Source organism: Acidiplasma sp. MBA-1 (genome assembly GCF_000949015.1).
Lineage (GTDB): Archaea > Thermoplasmatota > Thermoplasmata > Thermoplasmatales > Thermoplasmataceae > Acidiplasma > Acidiplasma aeolicum.
Genome location: NZ_JYHS01000001.1, coordinates 229,331 through 250,296, shown reverse-complemented (window position 1 = coordinate 250,296; position 20,966 = coordinate 229,331). Strand labels below are relative to the sequence as shown.

Annotated in this window: 26 protein-coding genes; 11 read left to right on the top strand and 15 right to left on the bottom strand. The window is 32.6% G+C overall.

Annotated elements, in window-relative coordinates; all coding sequences use genetic code 11:
• Positions 1 to 174 precede the first annotated feature (174 nt).
• Positions 175 to 609, bottom strand: a complete 435-nt coding sequence (locus TZ01_RS01290; protein ID WP_048100995.1) for a deoxycytidine triphosphate deaminase — start codon at positions 607 to 609, stop codon at positions 175 to 177.
• A complete protein-coding gene (locus TZ01_RS01285) occupies positions 599 to 1,954 on the bottom strand; it encodes a cytosine permease (protein ID WP_048100994.1) in 1,356 nt (451 codons plus the stop codon). Before TZ01_RS01285 ends, TZ01_RS01290 begins: the two co-directional genes overlap by 11 nt.
• Before the next feature lie 118 nt (positions 1,955 to 2,072).
• Here TZ01_RS01285 and TZ01_RS01280 point away from each other — a divergent pair, with 118 nt between their 5' ends.
• A complete protein-coding gene (locus TZ01_RS01280; protein WP_048100993.1) occupies positions 2,073 to 2,552 on the top strand; it encodes an SMC-Scp complex subunit ScpB in 480 nt (159 codons plus the stop codon).
• Entirely contained in the window at positions 2,549 to 3,853 is a 1,305-nt protein-coding gene (gene purD, locus TZ01_RS01275; RefSeq protein WP_048100992.1) for a phosphoribosylamine--glycine ligase, read from the top strand. The genes TZ01_RS01280 and purD overlap by 4 nt, the downstream gene beginning before the upstream one ends.
• On the opposite strand, the gene TZ01_RS01270 is transcribed toward purD, so the two are convergent.
• From TZ01_RS01270 to asnS, 4 genes are all read right to left on the bottom strand, one after another.
• Positions 3,819 to 4,718 carry an EF-Tu/IF-2/RF-3 family GTPase gene (locus tag TZ01_RS01270; protein WP_048101341.1) on the bottom strand — a complete coding sequence of 300 codons (900 nt, stop codon included), beginning with the start codon at positions 4,716 to 4,718 and terminating at the stop codon, positions 3,819 to 3,821. The genes purD and TZ01_RS01270 overlap by 35 nt on opposite strands.
• A 130-nt stretch (positions 4,719 to 4,848) precedes the next feature.
• Positions 4,849 to 5,718: a ferrochelatase gene (locus TZ01_RS01265; RefSeq protein WP_048100991.1), complete on the bottom strand. Its 870-nt coding sequence runs from the start codon at positions 5,716 to 5,718 to the stop codon at positions 4,849 to 4,851.
• Between the two features lie 49 nt (positions 5,719 to 5,767).
• Positions 5,768 to 6,781 (bottom strand): uroporphyrinogen decarboxylase, encoded by a 1,014-nt coding sequence (gene hemE, locus TZ01_RS01260; RefSeq protein ID WP_048100990.1) that lies wholly within the window; start codon positions 6,779 to 6,781, stop codon positions 5,768 to 5,770.
• A complete protein-coding gene (asnS, locus tag TZ01_RS01255; protein WP_048100989.1) occupies positions 6,778 to 8,070 on the bottom strand; it encodes an asparagine--tRNA ligase in 1,293 nt (430 codons plus the stop codon). The genes hemE and asnS overlap by 4 nt, the downstream gene beginning before the upstream one ends.
• Positions 8,071 to 8,163: 93 nt before the next feature.
• Between asnS and TZ01_RS01250 the strand changes: the two genes are divergently transcribed.
• On the top strand, positions 8,164 to 8,463 hold the full coding sequence (locus tag TZ01_RS01250) for a DUF2175 family protein (RefSeq protein ID WP_048100988.1): 300 nt from the start codon (positions 8,164 to 8,166) through the stop codon (positions 8,461 to 8,463).
• Positions 8,464 to 8,476: 13 nt separating this feature from the next.
• Here the strand turns inward: TZ01_RS01250 and TZ01_RS01245 are convergent, their stop codons facing one another.
• The 5 genes from TZ01_RS01245 to TZ01_RS01225 are packed head-to-tail and all read right to left on the bottom strand — an operon-like array spanning position 8,477 to position 10,192.
• Positions 8,477 to 8,632, bottom strand: coding sequence for a 30S ribosomal protein S27ae (locus tag TZ01_RS01245; RefSeq protein ID WP_048100987.1), 156 nt, complete (start codon positions 8,630 to 8,632; stop codon positions 8,477 to 8,479).
• The gene (locus tag TZ01_RS01240) at positions 8,632 to 8,946 is read right to left on the bottom strand and encodes a 30S ribosomal protein S24e (protein WP_048100986.1); all 315 of its coding nucleotides are present in this window, start codon (positions 8,944 to 8,946) and stop codon (positions 8,632 to 8,634) included. The genes TZ01_RS01245 and TZ01_RS01240 overlap by 1 nt, the downstream gene beginning before the upstream one ends.
• The gene (locus tag TZ01_RS01235; protein ID WP_048100985.1) at positions 8,939 to 9,436 is read right to left on the bottom strand and encodes a DUF359 domain-containing protein; all 498 of its coding nucleotides are present in this window, start codon (positions 9,434 to 9,436) and stop codon (positions 8,939 to 8,941) included. Before TZ01_RS01235 ends, TZ01_RS01240 begins: the two co-directional genes overlap by 8 nt.
• Positions 9,414 to 9,605 carry a transcription elongation factor subunit Spt4 gene (spt4, locus tag TZ01_RS01230; protein ID WP_048100984.1) on the bottom strand — a complete coding sequence of 64 codons (192 nt, stop codon included), beginning with the start codon at positions 9,603 to 9,605 and terminating at the stop codon, positions 9,414 to 9,416. Before spt4 ends, TZ01_RS01235 begins: the two co-directional genes overlap by 23 nt.
• Before the next feature lie 8 nt (positions 9,606 to 9,613).
• A complete protein-coding gene (locus TZ01_RS01225) occupies positions 9,614 to 10,192 on the bottom strand; it encodes a DNA-directed RNA polymerase (protein WP_048101340.1) in 579 nt (192 codons plus the stop codon).
• Between the two features lie 610 nt (positions 10,193 to 10,802).
• Here TZ01_RS01225 and hemB point away from each other — a divergent pair.
• Positions 10,803 to 11,771, top strand: a complete 969-nt coding sequence (hemB, locus tag TZ01_RS01220; RefSeq protein WP_048100983.1) for a porphobilinogen synthase — start codon at positions 10,803 to 10,805, stop codon at positions 11,769 to 11,771.
• Here the strand turns inward: hemB and TZ01_RS01215 are convergent.
• Together TZ01_RS01215 and TZ01_RS01210 are read right to left on the bottom strand one after the other, a co-directional pair.
• Positions 11,701 to 13,530, bottom strand: coding sequence for a hypothetical protein (locus TZ01_RS01215; protein WP_156150269.1), 1,830 nt, complete (start codon positions 13,528 to 13,530; stop codon positions 11,701 to 11,703). The genes hemB and TZ01_RS01215 overlap by 71 nt on opposite strands.
• A gap of 2 nt (positions 13,531 to 13,532) precedes the next feature.
• Complete coding sequence (locus TZ01_RS01210) at positions 13,533 to 14,309, bottom strand: GtrA family protein (RefSeq protein WP_048100981.1); 777 nt, start codon at positions 14,307 to 14,309, stop codon at positions 13,533 to 13,535.
• Between the two features lie 90 nt (positions 14,310 to 14,399).
• On the opposite strand from TZ01_RS01210, the gene TZ01_RS01205 reads away from it, so the two are divergent.
• Positions 14,400 to 15,038, top strand: coding sequence for a zinc ribbon domain-containing protein (locus TZ01_RS01205; RefSeq protein WP_048101339.1), 639 nt, complete (start codon positions 14,400 to 14,402; stop codon positions 15,036 to 15,038).
• A 2-nt stretch (positions 15,039 to 15,040) separates the two neighbouring features.
• On the opposite strand, the gene TZ01_RS01200 is transcribed toward TZ01_RS01205, so the two are convergent.
• Both TZ01_RS01200 and TZ01_RS01195 read right to left on the bottom strand, forming a co-directional pair.
• Entirely contained in the window at positions 15,041 to 15,949 is a 909-nt protein-coding gene (locus TZ01_RS01200) for a hypothetical protein (protein ID WP_048100980.1), read from the bottom strand.
• 40 nt (positions 15,950 to 15,989) lie between these two features.
• Positions 15,990 to 16,295, bottom strand: a complete 306-nt coding sequence (locus TZ01_RS01195; protein WP_048100979.1) for a hypothetical protein — start codon at positions 16,293 to 16,295, stop codon at positions 15,990 to 15,992.
• Between the two features lie 132 nt (positions 16,296 to 16,427).
• Between TZ01_RS01195 and TZ01_RS01190 the strand changes: the two genes are divergently transcribed.
• The 6 genes from TZ01_RS01190 (at position 16,428) to TZ01_RS01170 (ending at position 20,956) form a co-directional block, all read left to right on the top strand.
• Entirely contained in the window at positions 16,428 to 16,862 is a 435-nt protein-coding gene (locus TZ01_RS01190) for a hypothetical protein (protein WP_048100978.1), read from the top strand.
• A complete protein-coding gene (locus TZ01_RS01185) occupies positions 16,825 to 17,934 on the top strand; it encodes a 26S protease regulatory subunit (protein ID WP_231563391.1) in 1,110 nt (369 codons plus the stop codon). Before TZ01_RS01190 ends, TZ01_RS01185 begins: the two co-directional genes overlap by 38 nt.
• 37 nt (positions 17,935 to 17,971) lie before the next feature.
• Positions 17,972 to 18,601, top strand: a complete 630-nt coding sequence (locus tag TZ01_RS01180; RefSeq protein ID WP_048100977.1) for a hypothetical protein — start codon at positions 17,972 to 17,974, stop codon at positions 18,599 to 18,601.
• 344 nt (positions 18,602 to 18,945) lie between these two features.
• Positions 18,946 to 19,119, top strand: coding sequence for an alpha-aminoadipate/glutamate carrier protein LysW (gene lysW/argW / locus TZ01_RS09680; RefSeq protein WP_169749827.1), 174 nt, complete (start codon positions 18,946 to 18,948; stop codon positions 19,117 to 19,119).
• A gap of 1 nt (position 19,120) precedes the next feature.
• Positions 19,121 to 20,167, top strand: a complete 1,047-nt coding sequence (gene argC, locus TZ01_RS01175) for an N-acetyl-gamma-glutamyl-phosphate reductase (protein ID WP_231563390.1) — start codon at positions 19,121 to 19,123, stop codon at positions 20,165 to 20,167.
• 3 nt (positions 20,168 to 20,170) lie between these two features.
• Positions 20,171 to 20,956, top strand: a complete 786-nt coding sequence (locus tag TZ01_RS01170) for a [LysW]-aminoadipate/[LysW]-glutamate kinase (protein WP_048100976.1) — start codon at positions 20,171 to 20,173, stop codon at positions 20,954 to 20,956.
• Positions 20,957 to 20,966 lie beyond the last annotated feature (10 nt).

Genomic DNA, 20,966 nt, shown 5'->3' with positions numbered 1-20,966 from the left:
TTTCATTATTTTTAATTCATATTTATGAAAAATTATCTATTTTATATTAGGAATCAGGCATATGTTATGTATTAACTAAATTTATTTTCTGGAAATCAATAACCATGAAATCTAAATGAGCCCCCACGGAAATGGTTGTAATTAAAATATTTTATAATACATTTATAAAGGATATCATTCCAACCTTATCCCATGGCTATTCTGAAAATTCCCGGAACGATTTTCATAATTTTTTTCAGGCTCCTTAATTGTAAAAAAGACAATTTGCACCACAGGATCATATTTTTTTATTGTAATTTTGTCTCCATAATTAATAAAGGACATTGTTAAGTTTCCATGGAAACCTGCATCAACGAAACCAAAGGATCCAAATATTCCCTTTCTGGCATACCGTGATTTTATATACAATGATGCAGTAATATTATCTGGCATGTTAATAACCTCCAACGATGAAATAAAGAATAATGTTTTACTTTCTATGTCCTCACCAGGTATGATGTTGCCGACCCTTAAATCGTAGCCGTTGGGTGTAAGCGAGGCCTCCTTAAAGTTCTCAGATATAAGCTTGCCATTTTTCACATATTCCAGTATTTCCCTGTCATTTAGCATTATTGCTTATATAACGTTTATTAATTATTTTTGTTATTACAGGGTACATAAGCAGGGCAACCGTAAATGATACATAATAACTTACATCAACACCTCCAAGATATAATTTTGATATAATTCCCTCATATACAACCCCAGGGTCCATAAATGGTATGGATAGTAAAAGCCCTGTAAGGTATGATATAATACCGGCATAATTAAAACCTGGTATTATATCAGTTCTGAATTTTGTTAATTTATTTACAATAAAGAAATCTGAAATCATTATACCTATCCATGGTGTTATCCAGTAATCGAGTATAAAAAGAAAATCCTCATAAAATGAATAAAACCGTGCATATGTTATTAGGGATAAAATTCCGGCTATTATAATGCCAAGAACTGAGGCCTGTTTTCTTGTGATTTTTATACCTGCCGTCAAAAGAGAAATGGAATTTGAATATAAATTAATGGCATCTGCTGCTATACCACCCAGAAATATTGCAAACAGACCTATGATTCCATATGGATGTAATACTGAGCTCAGGTCCGTTGCAGGATTTCCTGAGGGGTTTAATGAGATTATGGCGACAATCATTCCGGCTATTTCTGACCATATGGATGCTATAAATCCACCAAGGAATGTATAATAAAAGATTCCATGACCATCCTCGTTGAATCTTGAATAATCTGAGGCATACGGTGCCCATGACATTATGTATGAAAACGAGGTGGCCAGCGTAATTCCAAAGGCTATTCCGCTGGGATATGATACTGAGGCGTAATTTAATATTGAAGATGAATGATAAATGCCGGATACTATTATAAAAATAAATATTAAACCAAGAACGGCGGACATTGATCTTTCAAAATATGATATGGTTTTTCTTCCTGAAAATGATATAACAAAAATAATTATTGCTAGAATTATTATTGATACAATATAATTACCAAGATGAAATGCAAGAGAAAATGCAAAAGACGCCAGTACAATATTTACTGTAAGCCATCCAAGTGTATTAATGTATTGAAGTACTGACATGGCCTTTCCAAATTTAAGACCAAAGGCGCGGAAGCCCAGAACCATCTGTGGCAATCCAGTTTTTGGACCGCTTAATGACACTATGCCAACCATTGCGGATCCCAGGAGATTGCCAATTAGGAATGCAAGCAGTGATAAATACAGGTTAAGCCCCAAAATTACCGGAATAAAGCCAACAGCAAAATCCCCTATGGTTAAATTTGATGCAAACCAAAGGAAAAACAATTCTGATTGTTTATGCATTTTTTTGGCTGGTGAATCAATAAAATCAGTATTATTTTGATAATTCTTTTGAACATTGTTACCGAACAGATGTTCTCTCATATTGCATGAATATATTGATAATATATATAGTTTTTTAATAAATAAATTAAAATAATGATAAAATCAATCAGATAATTATATGGATAAAAATAAAATTATATTATGCATATAGTTTTTTATGGATGATACTGTTAAAAAAATTGAGGCAATATTATATTCAAGCAAGGAGCCACTAAAAGTTTCTGATATAGGCGATTATTTGAACATTGACAATAATGAGGTTTTAAAGGCCATTAAGGCAATAGAAACAGGTTATAAAGAGATAAATAGTTCACTCACAGTGGGGAGATTTGGAAATAAATATAAAATAAAGCTTTCTGATGAATTTTCTGATATAGTATCACCATTTATTGAGAAGGAATTCAATGATAAGGAACTGGCAATGCTCTCATATATATTTAAGCATCCAAATGCAATCTCCGGTGATTTAAGGGAACAGTTTGGATATAATTACCTTGAGGCGGTTGAATCTTTAAAAAAATCTGGCATGATATCAGCAAAAAGATATAGAAACACACACAGGTATAATGTAACAAAAAATTTTTACACTAAATTCAATATCAACAAGAGAACTTTGAAAAAAGAGGTTGAAAAATGAACATTCTGCTTGTTGGCAGTGGTGGAAGGGAGGATGCCATTGCAAGGAAAATTAATGAAAAGGATACATTATACAGTGTGATATTAAATGAGAACCCATCAATTATAAAAATGTCCCACAAATATATTAAATACGGTGATAATGCAAATGAATTTGTACTGAATTTCGCCAGGGAGAATAATATAGATATAGCATTCATAAGCCCTGATGATATATTAAATACAGACCTTAATGATTACCTGCTTGAAAATCACATACCTACAGCGTCACCATCAAGAAAGGCCGCCAGAATTGAAACATCAAAGGAATACATGAGATACATAATGGAGAAATATAAAATAGAGGGCAATATAGAGAATTATGTATTTGATGATGAGGATTCACTGAAAAAATTTTTTAATGAAAATAACGGTGAATATGCTGTTAAACCAATAGGGCTCACAGGCGGCAAGGGCGTTAAGGTTATGGGCCTTCAGCTTTCAGGAAAGGATGAGGCTCTGGATTATGCGAGATACATACTTAATAGGGATGGGAAGGTCTTAATAGAAAAAAAGGAAAGCGGGGAGGAGTTCTCACTACAGGCCTTTACAGATGGAAAGCATCTTGTATTTATGCCCATCGCACAGGATTATAAAAGGCTCTATGAGGGTGACACTGGACCAAATACCGGTGGAATGGGTTCAATTACAGATTCAAATTTCTCACTGCCATTCCTGAGGGCTGGAGATAGGGAAATTGCCGAGGGAATATTAAAGAAAATAATATATGCCCTAAGAGAGGAGGGAAATCCATTTAAGGGGGTAATCTACGGCCAGTTCATGTCCACCAATCATGGTATAAAGGTTATTGAAATAAACTCAAGGTTTGCAGACCCTGAGGGTATTAACGTTTTAACATTATTAAGATCAAACATTGTGGACATATTTCTGGATATTTACAGCGAAACTCTTAAAAATAATATTAAATTTGAAAAAAAGGCAACAGTATTAAAGTATATTGTACCACCAGGATATGGAATAAATCCTGTTGAATCAGAATTAAAGATTGGAACGAATCTCGAATCTGAAAATTTTAAACTGTACTATGCCTCTGTTTCAGGAACAATGCAAACTGTCAAAACTGGACATTCAAGGGCACTTGCACTTACAGGGATTTCAGACTCAATATATGAGGCCTCAGACATAGTTGAGGAACATTTAAAGTACATAACTGGAAGTTATTATATAAGGCATGACATAGGAACAAGGGAAATGATTGAAAATAAAATTAAAAATTCAGGGTTGCAAAAACCCTGGGGATAATATTATTATTGCTTAACACAATATTATTTTTTATTACAGGTATTTTTTTATCAAGAATTATCTTATTATTTTCAACACGCCCGCGCTGGTATCTCATCATATCTGAAACGAATGCCTCATAGCTGTTTTCAGGCCTGTTTTTCACGGAACTGTGTATATTTATATTTCCTGATATTTCAGTTTTATACTCAAACGGTTTATCCGATAGCAGCATGCCACGGGACATGGATTCTGGTTCAATGTTTTTAAGTGCCAGCCCAACCCTTGACCCGGTGCTGGCTGATTCAACATCAACATCATTCATCTGTATGGATTTTATCTCTATTTCCTTATCAATATCCGAAATTATTAATTTATCATGTTTTTTAATTTCGCCTGAAAGAACAAATCCAAGGGCAACAGTGCCAACCCCCCTCACCTTAAAAAAATGATCTATTAATGTATAATTTCCGTTTAATTTTCTTTCAGGAATAACATCGGATAATTGATCCACAAGTTCCATTGGTCTGCCAGTAAATATATTATAATTTCTTAAATTTGTATTTGAAATAATTTTTTTTATTATATCCTTTTTATCCTCATCCGATATTATAAATCCATTTTTCTTGCCCATCAAATCAAGGGCAACGATCACCTCACCAAAATGTTTGTCAAGATTTTTTCCTGAAATAACGGCAATATCCGCCGGAAATATTGAATCTGTTAAGGATGAAAGCTTATCAGGATACTTTGAGGGCTCTATAAATGTAAATATCCTGTCTCCGTCCTTTCTATGGTATAATGTAATATCGCTGTTTGTTCCAGCCTTGGCAATCTCCCGTATGTATTCCTGTGCATTGTAAGTAAATATATTTAATGATTCCATTGGCATAACCATCCAGTATAATAAATCAAGTAACTTAAATTTTTTTAATTAATTAATACCGGCGTTATAAAATATAAAATTTACAATTTTATTATTAAAAATTTTTAACAACGTCTTTAAAAAATAACATTTATTTCTCCAAATTTTTTAAAATTACATTTTTTAATAAAATAATTAATTCATCAGAGCATGATGGGGTTTTGGCCCTTACGTATTCTATACCATTTTCTGCAAGGAATTCCTTATATTTTACATCAAGATCATATAAAATTTCTAGGTGTTCATATAAAAATCCAAGTGGCACAACAGCAATATTTTTAATGCCATCCGCCCTGAATTTATCAATTAGAGAGTAAATAGATGGCTCAATCCATTTTCCATAGGGCCCCTGGCTGTAAAATGCTGTATAATAAGATTTTATTCCAAGAATTTTTGAAATTTTATCAGCATATTTGTGTAAGGAATTTATATAATCTGTTTCGTCATCTATTAATGGAAGGCTGTGTGCGGTAAAAAGAAAGGAATCATAATCATAAATGTATTTAGAAATGTTTTTTATCCATGCATATGTGAACATTTCATCATCAAGCCCGTTTATGAACTTATAATCAACATTTTTTGGCAGTATTGCCTTTTTGAACGGTATCTCATATGATTTACTAACATTATTAGATTTAAACGCAAATAATGGCAATGCTATTACAGATTCATATTCATTATTCAATGATTCAACGGTTTCCTCAATTCCTGGTTTCCAGTGCTTGTATGCATCCGTAACCTCAAAATCACCGTATTTGTTTAAAAGCCTTGATAGCTTATCCATAATATTTTTTATTATTTCATTTGATGGAGATTTTCCATTAACCATTCTGTATTTTTCAATATTTTCATTTAAAATATTTTCAGGCACCTTTTTTCCGTTGAAAATCCCGCTCAGGTATTCAGGTACATCCTCAATTCTTTCAGGGCTACCATAGCTTAATAATATAACCTTGTACATATTAGTGTATACATATTTTTAATTTATAATTTTATTAAAAAAAATTTTATTATTTATTTTTATAATCATGCACAAATGAAACAATTCTTTTTAATGTGCTTTCCTGGGTATCTGGTAATACACCATGGCCAAGATTAAATATATAATTGTCATGGCTTTTCATGCTATTTAATATGTAATTTGTCTCCTCGATGGCTGCATTTTCATCATATTGAACAACATATGGATCCAGATTTCCCTGTATTCCTATTGTATTTCTAAGCATGACTCTGGCATCATTGATTTTTATCCGCCAGTCAACGCTTAAGAAATCAGGATTTATATCATTAAATTCACCAATCATACCTGAATTTCCTGTGGCAAAATATATAATAGGTATATTTGATTTTATCTCATTGATAATATCAAAAATATCACTTTTTAAATTTTTTTCAAAAATATATGGAGAAAGTGAGCCAAGCCAGGAATCAAAAATCTGTACTGCATCAACTCCAGCATTTATTTGCATTTTTAAATATTTTATAATCATATCCTTAATTAATTCTTTATAAAGTCTGAATTTTTTATCCCGTAATATTACACTTTTTGTATATGTTAAATTATTGTCAGATGACCCTGAGAGAACATATGAGAGAACGGTTATTATACCGCCTGAAAAACCGATTAATGGCACATCCTTGTGCCTTTCCTTGAATAATTTTATTGCATCAGCCGTTTTGTATTTTAAATTTTTTTCATCAAATTCTATTATATTTTTTAAATCCCTGTTTTTTTGATAGCCATTATATATAACCGGCCCGGTATTTGAAAAGTCAATATCATAATTCATGGCCTCAAGTGGGAGTATTATGTCAGCAAAGATAATTGCAGCATCAACTCCAAGCAGATCAACCGGTGAATATGTAATTCTTTCGGTAATATCAGGATCCATGCATATGTCCCTTATGGAAAGGTTTTTTTTAATTTCATTATATGATTTCATGTATCTTCCAGCCTGCCGCATGAACCAAACCGGTATTTTTTCTGATTCATGGTACCTAACCATGGATAAAAAATCATTCATGGTTTTACCCTTCTTACTGTCCTTGGATATGGTATGGAATCCCTGATATTTTTAAGCCCGCATATCCAGGTAACGAGTCTGTCAAGGCCAAGACCAAAGCCACTGTGCGGTATGCTGCCATATTTTCTTAGATCAACATACCAGTAATAATCCTCAGGATTCAGGTTATTCTTCTTAAGTCTATCAAGAAGCTCATTTAGGTCATAAATTCTCTCCCCACCACCAATGACCTCCCCATAACCCTCTGGAGCCAGCATATCATGGCATAGTATTTCTCCGGGATTTTCTGGATCGGGTTTATGGTAAAATGTTTTTAATTCCTCTGGATAATTTGTCACAAATATTGGTCTGTCAAAATGTATCATAATATTGTATTCCTCATCGGCACCAAGATCATCCCCATATTTAAGATCCATTCCAAATTTCTTGTTTGCCATTTCTATTAAATCACGGTATTTTATTCTCTCAAACGGTGCCCTAATCTTTTTTAGAACATTTATATCCCGGCCAATTATGTTTAAGTCCTCAGAATTGTTTTTTATTACCTCATTTACAATATATTCTATTAATTTTTCCTCATCTTTCATCATGTCCTCATTGCTGTACCATGCGGCCTCGCCCTCTGCATGCCAGTATTCTGCAAGATGCCTCCTTGTCCTTGACTTTTCAGCCCTGAAGCTGGGGGCTATTGTAAACACCTTCTCAAGGCTGTATATCAATGTTTCAAGGTAAAATTGTGAACTCTGTGTTAAATTAACCTTTTCACCAAAATAATCAACTGTAAATAATGTTGATCCACCTTCAGTGGCTGTGGATACAAACATTGGAGCCTGAACCTGATAATAACTGTTGTTATAAAAAAAATCTGCAAATGCCTTAAATACTGTGGATCTTATTTTTAAAACAGATGTAAATTCCCTGCTTCTTATCCACAGATGCCTGTTATCAAGTAAAAATTCCTCTCCAAGATCCTTTGTTATTGGAAAATTTTCATTTCTCTCATAAATTTTGTATGATTTAATTGCAAGCTCATATCCCGTAATGGCCCTATCATCCTTTCTTACTGTTCCTGAAACCTCCATGCTGCTTTCAACGGTCATTGAGGAAAGCTCCCTCATCTGATCCTCATTTAAATTATCTGAGCTGGCAACACACTGGATAATCCCGGAAGAATCACGAAGTATAATAAATGTAATCTTTCCAGAACTTCTGATTCTATATACCCATCCCCTGATTTCTGCCTCTGAATTTATGAATTTATCCGATAATATGTCATGTATTTTTTCCATTGCTACCCTATTATATCTTTAGATAAATATTTTTTATAAAATTAGTGTAAATGGCAACGATAAATTTAACATCTGAATTATTATTAGGATTTTATGGAGTATAACTGCTACTTGTGCAATAAAACCATTAAAACAGGGGAGAAATTTACCTTCACAAAGGAGGGTTCAGTGCATCTGGACTGTTTTATCTCAAATAAGAGGAAATCACTGGATGAAAGCAGGTTAGAATATCTAAGGACATTAAGCCTTATTCTTGATTACGAGCTAACATACCTTATACAGTTATTAAGCCTGCGCACAGATGACAAGGAATCACAGGAGCTTGTAAGAAAGAGAATAACAGCAATAGAAAAGGAAAGCGGGGAAACAACAAACCTTATTTATAATCTTTAAAATTTTTTAAAAATTATTTTTTATTTTTGAATTCGGTATAACCACATTTTCCACATGTGTATCTATCCTTATGCTCTGCCAGAAAAACTCCTGGGCCACATCTTGGACAGAATCTTCTTTTTCTAACAACCTTATTATTTTCAACTGCATATAATTCTCTTTTTTCCATCATTTCACCACTTTCTCCTTTAATTTATTCCTTATAAGCTCATAGTCTGGCTCATAAAGCATTGCATTCTCCTTTTTATCATATATCTTGGCATAACCCTTTAATTCATCCTTACCTGTCTCCTGCTTATTTTTATCAACTATGATGAGCTCCTTATTAACCTTATAATAATTGGCCAGAAGATCCCTTATATAATCCCTGCTGGGGGTTATTCCGGAGCTAAAGGTCATTGTATATCTTATCTCCTTCCTATGCAGTAGCTTATTATCCTTCTCACTTTCAACATTAAAGTTTTTAACCGAACTTTCAGACATTTACATCACCCAATAATTTTTCTACATCATCTCTTATTGCCTTATTTACTTTTATATACGCCATGCCAATATCAGGAATACCGTATACTATTACTGTATTTAAATCTGCATAAAATATTATTGGTATAACGGCAAGGTCCTCCTCACCGGACACCTCTATTCTTGATGGTTTATTTTCAGTCAGTGCAGTTTTTATGGCGTTAATCAGATCAAGGCTTATTGTCCCTGCAGGATTTTTCACCGCTATGGAACCTTCAATGTGCTGAAATTTACCCTCATTACGCTTTGTTATGAGGTCTACAACCTGCAGGAAAATGTTTACACCATGGTTTTTTAAATTTTCTGTTGTAACGTCCCCGACTGCTATTATTTTATATTCTTTTGAGAGTTTTATGATATCATCAGGGCTTGCAATATTGTGTTTAAAATTCTTGATATGATCTATAATTTCCGGTGTAAGGACAATATCATGATCTAACTTTAATCGCATATATACCCGGTTCTTTAATATCGGCCTTTTTGGCTATTATCGAATTGGTATCGTTGATTATAAGAAAACCAAACCAGTCCTCCCTTGTTTTCTCATCACCGTGGACGGGGCAAACATCGTCAAGTGTTAATCTCTTACATATTCTGCATGCCTTATATACCTTTTTCATTTTATCACCTAATTTTTGATGTTATCATTTTTTATCCAGTCCTCCTTACCCAGCCCGGGTTGTTTGGCTGTTAACCCTATTTTGCTGTCTGATAGGGATGATGAACTTAAATTTAAGGAAACAATTTTTACCCTTATTTTGTCACCTGCCTTTAATAAAAACTTTGTATCCTTTCCTGATAATATTTGGTTATCAAGGTCTACATTTATTGAGTCATCCATGATCTGGCTAATGTGAAGTAATCCCTCGAACGGACCAAATTTAATAAAGGCTCCAAATTTTTGAATTGATTTAACAACACCATCAACTATTTCCTGCATTTTTGGATAATATGCAAGGGCTGTATACTGTATTGTTTGATAAACGCCACCATCACCATGGACTATGGAGCCGTCTCCTATTCTTTTGATGCTTTCCAGCGAAATAATATAGGTTTTACCAATACTGACATTATCTTTATTTTCTATATCAATTATTTTTCCCTCAAGAACTGACCTTGCAGCATCCAGTACAGCCTGATCATAATTTTCATTAAGCAACTCTGGTGGAACCCTTACTACATAACTATCTTCAAGTGAAATATACATTTTTATCGGATTATATAAAAAGTTATAAACTTTTCCTATAATAAAATCTTTAACATAATTCACCCCTAATTTTGAAGGATGAAATATTTTCATTATGCACATCTATTAAATAATATTCAGATTATTTGATGATGACCTTTTCTTTTTTGGATCATGGTTTATATTAAAAATTGTAAATATAAATTATTTTTATGCTGGCATATCAACATTTTCATATGCACTTGGAATTACAATATTTAGCTTTGTTGGTGGCTACGTTTTTGATAAATACAATATTAAGAATGCATTTATTATAAGCCTTATTATATTATCATTGTTCTCATAATTAACGGGATTTATCATATCTATTATTGCTGAATTTATATGGTAATGTTCTAAAACCTGGTATATCTGTAATATTCAATAATTCCATGAACTCTTTATGGTTATTGAAGAGGTATTTAGACGACCTGTATGATACACTATATATCTTCAATATTACAATAATCTTTGCAATAAGTTTATTTTAATACCTCCCATTTTCTATCCTTCATAACTATTTTACCCTCCATTTGCATAATCAATGGGATAAATTAAAAAACGTTAATAATTCATAAGTGATTTCATAGTTATGTATCCTATAATAAGAATGAGAAGATACAGAAAAGATAGTAATATAAGATCATTATTTAAAGAATCAGAGATAAGGCCTGAAAAATTAATTATGCCTATTTTTGTTGATGAGACGGAAAAAGATAAAAAGGAAATACCATCAATGCCGGATATATACAGATATTCTTTAAGCGCCTATGAAAATTATATAAAATACCTTGAAGAGATTGGTGTTAAAAGTATAATTCTTTTTGGAATTCCGGCACACAAGGATGAAACAGGTTCATCCTCATATGATTCCAATGGCATAATTCAGAAGGCAATTAGAACCGCAAAGCAAAATACAGATCTTAATGTTATAGCTGATTTATGCCTTTGCGAGTATACATCAACTGGTCACTGTGGAATAATAGAAAATGGCTATGTTAATAATGATAAAACACTTGAAATTTATCAGAAAGAGGCTTTAAGCTATGCCGATGCTGGTGTAGATATCATAGCTCCAAGTGGAATGATGGATGGCCAGGTCAAGGCCATACGTGAGGTTCTGGATAAAAATGGATACACAGATAAATTAATAATGGCTTACAGCTCAAAATTTGCATCTGGATTTTACGGACCGTTCAGGGACGCTGCGGAGTCAGCCCCACAGTTTGGGGACAGAAAATCATATCAGATGGATTATCATAATGGTGATGAGGCTTTACGCGAAATAGAACTTGATATAAAGGAAGGTGCAGACATAGTCATGGTAAAACCAGCACTGGCATACCTTGATATAATCAGCAGGGCAAAGAAACTGTTCAACATGCCAATGGCGACATACAGTGTTAGCGGTGAGTATACAATGATAAAAAATGCTGTTAAATCAGGATACCTGGGTGAAAATATTGTTGATGAGGTTTTAACAGCCTTCTTTAGAGCTGGGTCTGACTTAGTGATATCCTATTTCGCGGAGGATTATATAAAATCCCATGGTAAACACTAATTTCACCATTTTGTATTTTATATACATTTGAACCGAGAACTGTTCCATTGTATGCAATTAATTCAAGTGCAGAATTATTATAAATTATTTCATTTTTTATTAATGTTATTTTATATATTTTATAATCACCATTGGAATATATTTCTTGAGAATTAAACAAAATGCCATTGCTAATTGATTCATTTGCTATGCCTCTAAAATATAGCCTTTTGTCTCCAGAATATTTTACTGTAATATTAAATCCTGTTAATTTCCCATGGTTATATGTTGGCGATATGCTTTCAAACGTTACAGGGTCCTCATGATTTATGTTTATAAATCCCAGAACAATTATAATTACAAGGGAAAAAATAATAATATAATAAACAAATTTTTTGATTTTTTTTGTATTTATCTCTTTTTTTAAGTCATTTTTATTAATATTGGCAATAGTTAGAAGCGATATCATGGTCCAGAATATAAAATATCCTGGAAGAACACGATAATTAAAAAGGAAAAATAGGGCAGGAAATGCAAATAATTCATATTTTAATATATCATAATATTTTATGTAAACTATTATGGTAACCAAAAAAATTATAACCATTATGCCCGTGAATACATTAGAAGGCACATAAGCATAATTTAAGAATGATATCTGTGAGATGCCCTCACCAATGCCATAAATTTTAAGTGTTTCACTTGATAGGATATCTTTAAAATAAATGTATGGTGATTTAATGATAAAATAACCATTTATTAAGAAAAAGATTCCTGCGCCATATATTAGCCAGTAAAATGTTTTTTTAAGTCCGTGGGTTTTATAAATCATATAAATAATGTATGGAAAAACTAGGGCGGGGAACTGTTTTGCTGAAAGGGATAGACCATAGAATATTCCAGACAATCGGTAATTCTTCCTGAAAAAATATGATGTCATTAATAGTACGGCCCATAACAGTCCAATTAAACCCACTATTCCATAATAAAGTACAAAAATATTTATTAATAACCCAAAAAGGGCGTACAGTGCAATTTTTTTATTTTCATATGTTTTATATATTAAAAAAAAGGGTATAATAATTAATATAGATATAATAAAATTGTTATATTTCCCTATTAAAACGTATGGAACATATACCAAAAACGAAAGTGCCGGGTATCCCATTAAGGTAACAAAACTTCCATTCATTGTTGGTGTTGAAAAAAGCTGATAATTTATCATGTTAAAATGACTGAAAACAGAGGCTGTTACATAAGGTATATAAGGGTCCCTGCCAGACATAAACTGTATTGCCGAATAAACATCTATATAATACTCATCCTGCTGTATAAAATGCAAATAAAAATGGAGTGAAAAAATAATTATCAATACAATCAATGATAAAATTATATATATTGCCTTAAAATTTAAATTCCTATTTTCAAGAAAGTCGAGATTTAATTTTCCTTTATAATATTTATATGCAAGAAAAGAAAATATGGAAGCAATGATTATAGACAGGATATATGAATATGGTGCCCTTATAAATGCCAGGGCAAGCATGATAAATATTAGCATTCCCATGAATATATATACATAAATTAACCTATCAATTATATTTGATCTGGCATTAATATTTGAAAAAAATAAGAAAATAAATGATAAAATCATAATAAGGAATTCTGCAATTATGGCATAAATATCAAGATAACCAAAGACCCCAAAAATTATGGATGTGGCAATTATTGAAAGGGCAGACCCGTAATTAAGTGTTATTCTTTTAATTCTGTCATCCATAATTACCACACAAGAAAAGAGGCTGTACTGTATGTTATTATAAATGCCACTATAATTCCAAGCAAATCGGCTATATAAATACTTACATTTTCAAAAATTGCAAAATAATAAATTAATAAATTTACGCCGTAGCCGATAAGATTAAAAATATTGTACTTAAAAAGTCTTTTAAGAAACATTCCGTGCCCATTGAAAGTAAATCTATTATTCATAAAAAAATTGTAGATAATTGATATTTCAATGGCAGGAATTATACTTAATATATTTCCAAGATATGGATGCAAGAGGAATAAAAAACCCTCATTAACAGCAATACCTGATAAACCTATTATGGAATATCTTAATATTGTACCACGCTTTAAAATTAGATAAACATAATCTTTTAAGCCTATTCTGGCCTTATTTCCAATATCAACACTTGAATAACCAACCTTAAAATTATTTTTTAATATATCTATATTTATATTGAGTGCATTAACCCTATCGTTAATTATTGAATTGCCGGAATCTTTTATAAATTTATATGCAGATTTTGAGTAAACATTTATGCATCCAATTAGGTACCTGCTTTTAATTGATAATGATAATCTTAGAATAAAATTTGAAAAATTTTTTAGACCATCCGGTCTGCATTTAATTATTAAAAGATCAAAATTGTCATTTTGTGCCTCCTTAAAAAATTTGATTGCCGTATCCCCGTCTATGTTTATATCTGATGAAAGTATATAATCAAAGTCTTCATCGTCTGTTAGTGCGGAATCTTTAAATTTTAAGATCATTTAAACATGGATATATTACCTGTTATTATTTTTTGTTTTTTTATTTTTTTCATGGGAAACTTTATAATATTCTATAAAATATGTAAATCAATGCCAATATATGAGAATGACGAACATGAATTTCTAAGCGCGAGGGCAAAAAAGATTGAAAATAATGTTTATATAGACGGCAATTTATTTTTAACTGATAAGAGAATAATATTTGAAAAAAAGGGTAAAAGACAATTTTTAAGGGCATCACCTGCAGTTACAGATATTAACCTTTTTTTGTACAATGTGGAAAATGCAACATTCGCCATACCAAAGTTTAGTCTTTTTACAAAGAAGATTTTAAGTATAGAATATTATAATGGTGATAAAAATCTTGTAAGGGTTGATTTTATAATAAAGGACCCTAAAAACTGGGTAAATAATATAACAAGGCTTGCATCTATTTCAAAAAAGGAATATGCAAACAATACAGCGAGAATGCAGGAGGATCAAAAGAGATACGAATTGGAGATGGCCAAGGCCAGGGCACCTAAGGCAAATATAGGCATGGCAGTATTTGGTGGGGATAAAAAAAATCAGGGGAAAATAAACCCGGGTGATTATATAGATGCAGAAAGCAATGAAAATCTTCCAGCAACAAATCTAAAATGCCCTAATTGCGGTGCAGATATAACAGATGATATGAAATACTGCCCAAAATGTGGATACAAATTAAAAAAAGATGATGAAAAAGATTGAAATTAATTTATTATTTCTGTTATTTTTTCTATACTTTGTGTAACCTTATTCCACAGATAGCTTTTGCTTTTAAGGTAATTATAATCCTTACTTGAAATCTGCATTCTTTCTGATGATTCAGGAAGTTTATATTTTTTATAATCCTCTAATATTAATGATTCTATTAGAGTCTCCATAACAATAATATAATTGCTTTTATCCTTTTTAAATACAAATGGTTTGATCCCGGAAAATTTTTCCATAAATTTAGACATTAATATATTCAATTTACTGCCATCAAGAAAAAGGAATGCATCTGATAATTTTAAATTGCATGCAATTATGGTGTCCCTATTCTCTTTTAATCTGGACATAATACCATATTTTTGTTTATTCCTTTTATAGTTTCTTTTTAAAAAAATATCAAATGTTTTTGATGGATAGGCTATAAAACCTGTGTTCGCAACTGTCCTTACGAGCAGGTCGATATCCTCATATTCCATTAAATCACGCCACCCGCCATTGTTAATAATCACATCCCTATTTATTATAGTGAAATTTGAAATCAGGGCCTTTTTTTCATTCTGATTTATGAATTTATATATTATATCTGAAACACCTATGCTGTATTCAAGTTCAGGATTTAGTATTATTATATATTCACCACTGCTCTGGGCAACTGCAATACTTTTTGCCATTCCATAGCTGTTGAATTTAGATTTGATTATCCTTAAATTTGGATTTTCTATATCTATATCCTTTTCTGTAATTATTATTATTTCGTAATTAAACCCAATCTCCTCAGCAATTTCTATAATTTTTTTGAGGTTAAAAATAATGGAGTTATCAATGTCATAAACCACAGAACAAAAGGATATTTTTTTGAATGGTTCTGCCGTTATGCTTAATGTTCTTAAATTTGAAACTTCCATCAAATAAGAAAGTTTTATTTTAACTTAAACTTTGTTATTTTTATCCTTTCCATATACCTATGCCAAGACCTATTATGAACAGAACAAGTACAATGGAAAATGAAACAGAGTGTGTGAGGCCCAAAAGTTTTGGAACCATTGCTATATGGGAACTCACAAACGAGCTAATTGAAGACCCTATCTGTGAGGGCGACAATTTTGGAACAAAGGCAAATCCTGCATACCATGCTATTATGAATGCAATGATTATCAATATGGCCGATGCTATGCCTTTTTTTATTGCCAGCCCAAAAAATAGACCGTCGATAAAGGCAAGGATAAGTAATATATATCCTGAAATAACCATAAAATAGAGAAGAAAAATTTATATTTAAAGTTATTGAATTTTAAATGTATTTTTTTATATATTAATACGTATAAAATGACAATGATGTTTTTCAAATAAATTTATATAACGATTATATATATTTCTTTTGAAATGACGCTTATAGTAATGGGAATACTGCACCACCTTAACCTTAATACATCCATTGAGCATGCCTCAGAAAATTTTGTGTATGTTTCAAAAAAGATACTTCAAATGTATTCAATAAAATCCGGGTGTGTTGTAAATGGTAAGCTTGTTGAAATCAATCCCGCAACAGATAATCCCACAGAGGTTGCAATGCCTGATCTGAGCTCAATTACAGGATTAAAGGTTGGGATGCTTTATTATGTTGGGGAGGGGGAGAAGGATTATCTGTTCTTCCCGTTAAAAACATGGAACAAGCTTGTTGATTTTGCCATTTTCCCAGAGGAATATGAATTAAAATTTGAATTTTATAATGTTGCGTGTAAGTTTAGAAAATATAATCTTTTCAACAAGGGCACTGTAATTGATAAGGAGGATAGAGGAAATGGAGGATCTTTATAAGATAAACAGAACCCTTGAAACGGCAATAAAAATGGAGGCAGAGGGGAAACTTGAAGAGGCCATAAAAAATTATAAGGAAGCCTATATTCATATGGTGGAGCTTGCCAGGGAATCAAAAGGCGCTGAAAGGAAAAAAAGGGCAGAACAGGCTGAGCAGATACTTAAAACATATAAAAGACTAGAAAACTCAGATGCTGGTGAGGACAGGCTCGAAAAGGGTAAAAAAATCCTTGAATCTTTAAATATTGAACCTCCAGAAATACCAAAAATTACCTTCGATGATGTTGCAGGTCTTAATGATGTAAAGAATGAAATATTATCAAAAATAATATATCCGATGAGATATAAGGAGCTATCACAGGAGTATAATATCGAATTTGGAGGCGGCATGCTGCTTTTTGGTCCCCCCGGTACCGGAAAGACCTTTATTGTTAAGGCCATAGCAAATGAGGTTAAGGCAAACTTTATTAATGTAAATCCCTCATCACTTTACAGCCAGTGGTTTGGGCAGTTTGAAAAAAATATTTCACAGCTTTTCAGGGCTGCATATCTGCTATCACCATCAATAATATTTTTTGATGAAATAGATACGCTGGTGCCAAAAAGAAGTGGAACAGAGTCCGATGCTGCAAAAAGGGGGGTTTCACAGCTTTTAACAGAGGTTGGTGGTTTAACATCAGAAAAGGACAAGAATATCTTTATAATAGCAGCAACCAATAACCCATGGGCAATCGATGAGGCAATTTTAAGGCCCGGTAGATTTGACGTTAAAATATATGTTCCACCCCCAGACTTTGATGCCAGGGTAAAGCTGTTCCAGCTAAAGCTATCAAAAATCAAGCCTCTTGGAAATATAGATTATGAAGAGCTGGCAAAGCTTACGGAAAGGTATTCCGGGGCCGATATAGAATTCATATGCAAAAAGGCTGTTCAGAATGTGTTTATGGAGGTTATAAAAACGGGCAATAAAATACCGGTTACAACTGATGATATTATTTCTGTAATATACCAGATAAAACCGTCAATAGATGAAAGGATGCTGGAAAAATATCGGGAATATATGGCACAGTAATACAAAAAGTTTATTAAAAAGTATATATTTATATATTATGGTTTTTAAAATTGGCAAATCAGATGAGGAAAAAATTCTTGAAAAACGTTCAAAAATTAGCATGTTCAAGGCCACTGTAAACAGGCAAATAAGGCAGTATGAGAAGATTTTGGAGAAAAGCAGGGAGGATGCCAAACTTGCATTAAGGCAGAATAATATGATGAAGGCAAAATTATTTGCATCTTTTATGAACGCAATCCAGACCTCAATAAATGGCCTTAAGGATTATTCCCTGCTTCTTGAAAGTGTCGACCTTAATTTAATGTATTCACTCACACTTAAGCAAACAAGCAGTTCAATTATTCAGAGTTCGGAGGCATTAAAGAGCAGCGAGCTGACCCCACAGCAGATAGCTGATATGTCAAAAAGTCTTAATGAGCTTACAAATGCACAGGAAAGGATACAGTCAACACTCGTGGATCAGTTTGACCAGATTAAGGATGCTGTGGAACAAACAGCAAATATTTCGACAGCAAATCCAGAAAAGATTCTGGAATCTCTAAGCAGGGAAATGTCCCAGAAATCAGATTCAATGAGCAATACAGAAATGTCAGGTTCGGAATCATCAAAGGAGGATGAGGAGCTGAATAAACTTTTAAAGGAAATGCAGGATAACCCTGAAAAGTGATACAAGTGCGCAGCAAAAGAAATAATAAATTTGAAATAGAATTAAATTTATCCATTTATAAGAAGGAAAGCGCATTAAAAGATTATAAAAATAAGATTAGGCGGATACTTTATGGTAAACCATAATCCTGTTTTTTGGGTTTTTAAAATACTGGTCATTTTTTGATGTTAATACGAAATTAGTAAATTTTATACATAATTCGTATATTTTAAATACTATGAATTAATTATGTTATGTTGGCATTATAGGTTAAAATGGACTTATAATGTTAAAAATGATATATAGATATACAAATGTTTATTAATAAAACATAATTAATAAACAAATACCAAAAAGGTGAAAAAATGGAGACTAAATGCAAGATATGTGGAGAAAAAATACAGGTGCCAGACGACTCAATGGCAGGAGAACTGCTGGAATGCCCTTCATGCGGCATGAACTATGAAATAACATCGATATCAGGTAATTCAGTTGAGATAAAACCTGCAGAAAATGTGGGAGAGGACTGGGGAGAATAAATTGATAAAAGCTGGTATTGTAGGGGCATCCGGATACGTTGGTGGTGAGCTTTTAAGGCTGCTTGCCAATCATGGTGACGTTGAGGTAACTGTTGCAACATCAAATAAGCATAAGGATGAAAAGGTTGCCAGAATACATCCAGACCTTTACGGTCTCACAGACCTAAAATTTACGGGAAGAAGCATTTTTGACCTTTTAGATGACCTTGATGTTGTTTTTCTTGCAGTGCCACATGGCACATCAATAAATTATGTACCACAGCTCATGGAAAGTGGGGTTAGAATAGTGGATATGAGCGCAGATTTCAGGCTGAGAGACCCGGATAAATACCCTGTATGGTATGGCTTTGAACATCCATATCCTGACCTTATCAAAAAATTTGTTTATGGAATGCCAGAACTGCACAGGGAGGAACTCAAAAATGCCAGGTATATAGCAGTGCCCGGATGCATAGCATCCTCATCAATATACAGCATTGCACCATTTGCCTCCCTTGACCTTGATAATAATGTTATAACTGTAGATGCAAAGGTTGGTTCATCTGGGTCAGGTGCTGAACTTGATGAGTCAAAGGTTTTTTCAGAAAGGTATAACTCTGTGAGGGCATATAAACCGGCAGGCCACAGACACACACCAGAAATTGAGCAGGAAATAAAATATGCAACAGGCAGGGATGTTAAAATCGCATTATCGGCACACTCAGTAAACATGGTCAGGGGTATACTGACAACATCAAGCATCTTTGCAAAAACAGATGAAATCCATGGCTGGGGGCTGTTAAGGGAATTTTATTCTGGCGAGAAATTTGTAAGGTTAATAATGGATAAAAAGAGCAATTTCAAATATCCTGATCCAAAGATTGTTGTTGGTTCAAATTTTGTCGATCTTGGTTTTGCAATTGATAGGTACATTAACAGGATAGTATCCTTCGGTGCAATAGACAATATGATAAAGGGCGCATCAGGAAATGCCATACAGTCCATGAATATAATGTATGGATTTAATGAATCAGAGGGTTTAACCGCGCCATCACTTTTCCCGGTGTAGAATATGATTGTGATAAAAATTGGTGGAAGCATACTTGAGAAGATTATAAATGAAAATGCGCTGCCCAATATTTTAAATAATATAAATGATGATATTATAATAGTCCATGGGGGTGGCAATTACCTAAACAAATACAGTGATGAGTTCGGATATGAACAAAAATTTGTTACGTCCCCAGAGGGTATAAAAAGCAGGTACACAGATAAAAAAACACTTGAAATTTTCACAATGGTCATGTCCCTCATAAATGAAAAAATAGTACATTCATTAAGAAACTCAGGTATCAATGCACTGGGTATTAACGGTGTTTCAATTATTAATGCAAAAAGAAAGGATAAATTAATAATACTTAATGAAAAGAACAGAAAGATGGTAATTGATGGGGGTTACACAGGTAAAATCACATCTGTAAATTCAGATATTATTAAAAATATAGTTTTATCTGGATATATTCCTGTAATATCACCTGTGGCATATTCCCCCGAAAGCTATCTTAATATAGATGCTGACAGGGCAGCAGCATATATTGCAGGATATACAGGTGCCAGCACCCTTATAATGGCCACAAATGTTGACGGACTTTACTGGGATGGTACAGTGGTTGAGGACGCTGACAGCGAGTATATAAAAAGCATAATAACAAGTGTTGGACATGGCATGGATAAAAAATTAATGGCTGCAACAGAGGCCATAGATTTGGGGGTTCAGAATGTTATTATCTCAAATCCATTTAAAGATATTATGCATGGAACTGTAATTTCAAGGAAAACCCATGCAATGAAGATATAAATTAACAGGT